General features: G+C 75.1%; 1 protein-coding gene and 1 pseudogene. Both read left to right on the top strand.

Features of this window, described 5'->3' with window-relative positions; translation table 11 throughout:
• Positions 1–79: 79 nt before the first annotated feature.
• Positions 80–4000 (top strand): SDR family NAD(P)-dependent oxidoreductase, encoded by a 3921-nt coding sequence (locus VM95_RS36710; protein ID WP_052707806.1) that lies wholly within the window; start codon positions 80–82, stop codon positions 3998–4000.
• A gap of 35 nt (positions 4001–4035) precedes the next feature.
• A pseudogene (locus tag VM95_RS36715) lies at positions 4036–5585 on the top strand (type I polyketide synthase); the annotation flags it as partial.

Here is a 5585-nt window from a genome sequence, read left to right on the forward strand (position 1 = left end):
CGATGTGGGGTTCTCGGCGGCGACGACGCGGGCGCAGTTGGAGCACCGGGGTGTGGTGGCGGCCGCTGATCGTGAGCAGTTGCTGGCGGGTCTGGCGGCTCTGTCGCTGGGCGAGCCCTCGCCGCTGGTGGTGGAGGGGCGTTCGGCCGGTGGCACGGTGAAGCCGGTGTTCGTGTTCCCGGGCCAGGGCGCGCAGTGGGTCGGCATGGCCGTCGAACTGCTGGACTCGGCGCCGGTGTTCGCGGCGGAGATCGCGGCCTGTGGCGAGGCGCTGGCCGAGTTCGTGGACTGGAACTTGGAGGACGTCCTCCGCGGCAGGGAGGGTGCGCCGTCGTTCGAGCGGGTGGACGTCGTCCAGCCGGCTCTGTTCGCGGTGATGGTCAGCCTCGCCGCCCTGTGGCGCTCGTACGGTGTCGAGCCCGCGGCGGTGGTCGGCCACTCGCAGGGCGAGATCGCGGCGGCGTACGTCGCGGGCGGCCTGTCGCTGCGCGATGCGGCCCGGATCGTCGCGGTACGCAGCCAGTTGGTGCGCGAGAAGCTCGCGGGCCTGGGCGGCATGATGTCCGTGGCCCTGCCCGTCGACCGCGTCGAGGAACTGCTCGCGCCGTACGCGGGCCGCCTCTCCGTCGCCGCCGTCAACGGCCCCGCCGCCGTCGTCGTGGCGGGTGAAGTCGCCGCGCTGGACGAGGTGTTCGAGGCCTGCGAGCGCGACGGCATCCGGGCCCGCAAGGTCAAGGTGGACTACGCCTCGCACTCGCAGCAGGTCGAGACGATCGAGGCCGAGCTGCTCGCCGCCCTCGCGCCGGTCGAGCCGACCAGCGGCCGGATCCCGTTCTACTCCACCGTGGTCGGCGAGTTCATCGACACGGCGGGTGTGGACGCCGCCTACTGGTACCGGAACCTGCGCGGCCAGGTCGGATTCGAGCCTGCCATCCGCGCGCTGATCGACCAGGGCATGGGCTGCTTCGTCGAGGCCTCCCCGCACCCCGTTCTCACCATGGCGGTCGAGGATGCCGTCGAGGCGGCGGACGCCAACGGCCGGGTCTCGGTGGTGGGTTCGCTGAAGCGGGACGAGGGCGGCCTGCCGCGCTTCCTGCTGTCCCTGGGCCAGGCCCACGCCGCCGGCGTGAAGGTCGACTGGGAGTCCGCGTTCGCCGCCACCGGCGCCAAGGTCGTCGACCTGCCGACCTACGCCTTCCAGCGGGAGACCTACTGGCTCACCCCGTCCGCGCAGGGCGGTGACGTCATCGCGGCCGGGCTGGACCGGATGGAGCACCCGGTGCTGGCGGCGGCCGTGCAGGTCGGCGACCGCGACGAGTGGGTGTTCACCGGCCGGTTCTCCGCCGAGGCGCAGCCGTGGGTGCGCGACCACGTCGTCCTGGGCATGGTGATCGTCCCGGGCACGGCCTGGGTGGAGCTGGTCGCGGCGGCCGGGCGCCGGGTGGGTGCGCCGGTGGTGGACGAGCTGGTGATGGAGTCGCCGCTGCTGCTGGACGAGGGCGCCGCCGCGCAGTTGCGCGTCACGGTGGGCGTCGCGGGTGCGGACGGCCGCCGCGAGGTGGCGGTGTTCGCCCGTCCGGAGTCGGCGGCCGACGAGGTGACGGAGGCGGTCTGCCACGCCCGTGGCTGGCTGGCGGCCGAGGGCGCCGCTCCGGCGGTGTGGCTGCCGACCGAGTGGCCGCCTGCTGGGGGTACCGAGATGACCGGCGCCGCGCTGTACGCGGGCATGGCCGAGCTCGGCTTCGACTACGGCCCGGTGTTCCAGGGCGTGCGGACGGCCTGGCGCGTGGGCTCCGAGGTCTTCGCCGAGGTGGCCCTGCCGGGCGACACCGGCGGCGAGGGCTTCGCTCTCCACCCGGCGCTGTTCGACGCGACGCTGCACGGCGCGTTCGCGGAGAAGGGCGCGGACGGCGGCGCGACCCTGCTGCCGTTCTCGTGGTCGAAGGTGACGGGCGGACGTCAGGGCCTGTCCCGGGTCCGGGTCCGGATCTCGCCCGCCGGTGAGTCCGCCCTGCGGGTGGACGTGGTGTCCGAGCAGGGCGAGCCGGTGCTGAGCCTGGAGCGGCTGGACATGCGCCCGGTCGACCTCTCCCAGCTGGAGCGGCTGCGGCGCGGTGGCGCCCAGTCGGTGTACCAGCTGGACTGGTCCCCGGTGGCGCTCGGCGCGGCGCAGCCCGTCCGCCCGGCGGTGCTGGGCGGTGCCGGTGTCGAGGGCGAGGCGTTCGCCGACCTGGCAGCGCTGGAGAAGGCGCTCGCCGAGGGTGCCCCGAAGCCGCGGCTGGTCGTCGCGTCCGTGGCCACCCCGGAGGGCGGCAACCGGGCCGAGGCGGCCCGCGAGGCCGTGGCCGGGGCGCTGGCCCTGGTGCAGCGGTGGCTGGCCGCCGACTGGACGGCCGAGGTCCGGCTGGCCCTGGTCACCCGCAACGCGGTGGCCGTGGACGGCGGGGCGGCGGACGTCGCCCAGGCCGCGCTGTGGGGCCTGCTGCGCAGCGCGCAGTCCGAGAACCCGGACCGGTTCCTGCTGCTGGACCTGGACGGCTCCGAGCCGGACTGGGGCGCACTGCTGGACGCCGACGAGCCGCAGCTGGCGCTGCGCGCCGGCAAGCCGCTGGCGCCGCGCCTGGTGAAGGCCTCGGCCGGCGAGCCGCAGACGGTGGAGTTCGACGCCGAGGGCACGGTGGTGATCACCGGTGGTACGGGTGGCCTGGGCGCGGTCTTCGCCCGCCACCTCGCCGCCGCCCGCGGCGTGCGCCACCTGCTGCTGCTGAGCCGCAGCGGCCCGCGGGCCGCCGGCGCGGCCGAACTGGTCGCCGAGCTCGCGGAGTTGGGCGCGACCGCGCAGGTCGTCGCCTGCGACGTCGCCGACCGCGAGCAACTGGCCGCCGCGCTCGGCGCGTTGGAGTACCCGGTGACCGCCGTCGTGCACGCCGCCGGTGTGCTCGACGACGGCGTGATCGCCTCGCTGTCGCCCGCACAGGTCGAGCGGGTGATGCGCCCGAAGCTCGACGCCGCCTGGCACCTGCACGAGCTGACCGCCGCATCCGAGCTCAGGGCGTTCGTGCTGTTCTCCTCGGTGTCCGCGCTCATCGGCAGCCCGGGCCAGGCGAACTACGCGGCGGCGAACGCGGCGCTGGACGCGCTGGCCGCGTCCCGCCGGGCCGCCGGCCTGCCGGCGGTCTCGCTGGCCTGGGGCCTGTGGTCCGAAACCGCCGGTATGGCGGCCCAGTTGGGCGAGGCCGAGTTCGCCCGACTGGAGCGGATGGGCGTCAGCGCGCTGACCCCGGAGACCGGCCCGGCCCTGTTCGACCGGTCGCTGGACGTGGACGCGGCCGTGGTGGCCCCGGTGCTGCTGGACACCACCGTGCTGCGCGCCCAGGCCCGGGCCGGGATGCTGCCGCCGCTGCTGCGCGGCCTGGTCCGGCTGCCCGCCAGGGCGGCCGACACCGGGGCGAGCATGCTGGTGCAGCGGCTGGCGGCGGTGCCGGAGGCAGAGCGCGCGGGGATCGTGCTGGAGGCCGTCCAGGCGCAGGTCGCGGCCGTCCTCGGGCACGCCTCGGCGGCCGCGATCGAGCCGGACCGGGCCTTCAAGGACCTCGGCTTCGACTCGCTCGGAGCCGTCGAACTGCGCAACCGCCTCGCCCAGTCCACGGGCGTGCGGCTGCCGGCCACCCTGGTGTTCGACCACCCGACGCCGGCGGCGGTGGCGGAGCTGCTGCTGTCGGAGCTGGGCGGCGGCACGCCGGCCGAGCCTCCGATCGACCAGGAGGTCCGCCGGCTGGAGGAGATGCTCGCCGCCAGCTCGGCGGAGGAGCAGCAGCGGGTGGCCAAGCGCCTGCGCACCCTGCTGTCGGCCATCAGTGCCGGAGCCGCGGCAGCGGCCGGCGGCACGGCCGAGGGCGAGCCGGTGAGCCGGGCGCAGAGCGAGCGGGAGCAGCTCGAAGCGGCGACCACCGCCGAGGACCTGTTCCGAATGATCGATGTTCAGCTGGGGGACGAGTGACGGGGGACACGGAGATGACGGAGAACGTCGACCAGCAGGAGAAGCTGGTCCGCTACCTCAAGAAGGTCGCGCTCGAACTCAACGAGACCAGGGCGCAGTTGGAGGAGGCCGAGTCCCGGGCGACCGAGCCGCTGGCGATCATCGGCATGAGCTGCCGCTACCCCGGCGGGGTGTCCTCGCCGGACGAGCTGTGGGAGCTGGTCGCCGAGGGGCGCGACGCCATCGCGCCGCTGCCCGACGACCGCGGCTGGGACCTGGAGCGGCTGTACAGCCCGGACCCCGAGCAGCCCGGCACGGTCTACGCCCGGGGCGGCGGATTCGTCGACCGCATCGGCGAGTTCGACGCCGAGTTCTTCGGCATCAGCCCGCGCGAGGCGACCGCGATGGACCCCCAGCAGCGCCTGCTGCTGGAAGCCTCCTGGGAGGCCTTCGAGGACGCGCGGATCGACGTCGGCGCGCTGCGCGGCAGCGACACCGGCGTCTACTGCGGCCTGAGCGTCACCGACTACGGCATGGGGCAGGAGCGCGCCCTGCCGGAGATCGAGGGCTTCCAGCTCACCGGCGGCGCGGCGAGCGTGTCCTCGGGCCGGATCTCCTACCTGCTCGGGCTGGAGGGCCCGGCGGTGTCCGTCGACACCGCCTGCTCGTCCTCCTCGGTGGCCATGCACATGGCCGTGCAGGCGCTGCGCAACGGCGAGTGCTCGCTCGCCCTGGCGGGCGGGGTGACGCTGATGCCCAGCCCGTTCATGCTGCGCGAGTTCAGCCGCCAGCGCGGCCTGGCCGAGGACGGGCGCTGCAAGGCGTACGCGTCGGCGGCGGACGGCACCGGCTTCTCGGACGGCCTCGGGCTGCTCGTGCTGGAGCGGCTGTCCGACGCGCGCCGCAACGGGCGCCGCATCCACGGCCTGATCCGGGGCACCGCGATCAACCAGGACGGCGCCAGCAACGGCCTCACCGCGCCGAACGGCCCGTCGCAGGAGCGGGTGATCCGGGCGGCGCTGGCCAGCGCCGGCCTGTCGCTCGCCGACGTGGACGCGGTCGAGGGCCACGGGACGGGGACCAAGCTGGGTGACCCGATCGAGGCGCAGGCCCTGCTGGCGACCTACGGGCGGGAGCGGGCCGGGGACGAGCCGCTGTGGCTGGGCTCGATCAAGTCGAACATCGGTCACACCTCGGCGGGCGCCGGCGTGGCGGGCGTGATCAAGATGGTCATGGCGATGCGGCACGGGCTGCTGCCGCAGACCCTGCACGTGGACGAGCCGTCCTCGCACGTGGACTGGGAGTCCGGCCGGGTCGAGCTGCTGACCGAGGCCCGGAAGTGGCCGGCGGGCGAGCGGCCGCGCCGGGCGGGCGTGTCCTCCTTCGGCGTGAGCGGCACCAACACCCACATCATCGTCGAGGAGCCGCCGGCGTCCGAGCCGGTGGCGGTCGAGCCGGCCGGGCCGGCGGCGCCGCTGCCGGTCGTGGTGTCCGCCCGGACGGACGTGGCGCTGCGGGCGCAGGCCGAGCGGCTGCGGTCGCACCTGCTGGCGAAGCCCGAACTCTCGGTCGCGGACGTGGCGTTCTCGGCGACGACCAGCCGGGC

The organism is Streptomyces rubellomurinus (assembly GCF_000961885.1).
GTDB classification, from domain to species: Bacteria; Actinomycetota; Actinomycetes; order Streptomycetales; family Streptomycetaceae; genus Kitasatospora; species Kitasatospora rubellomurina.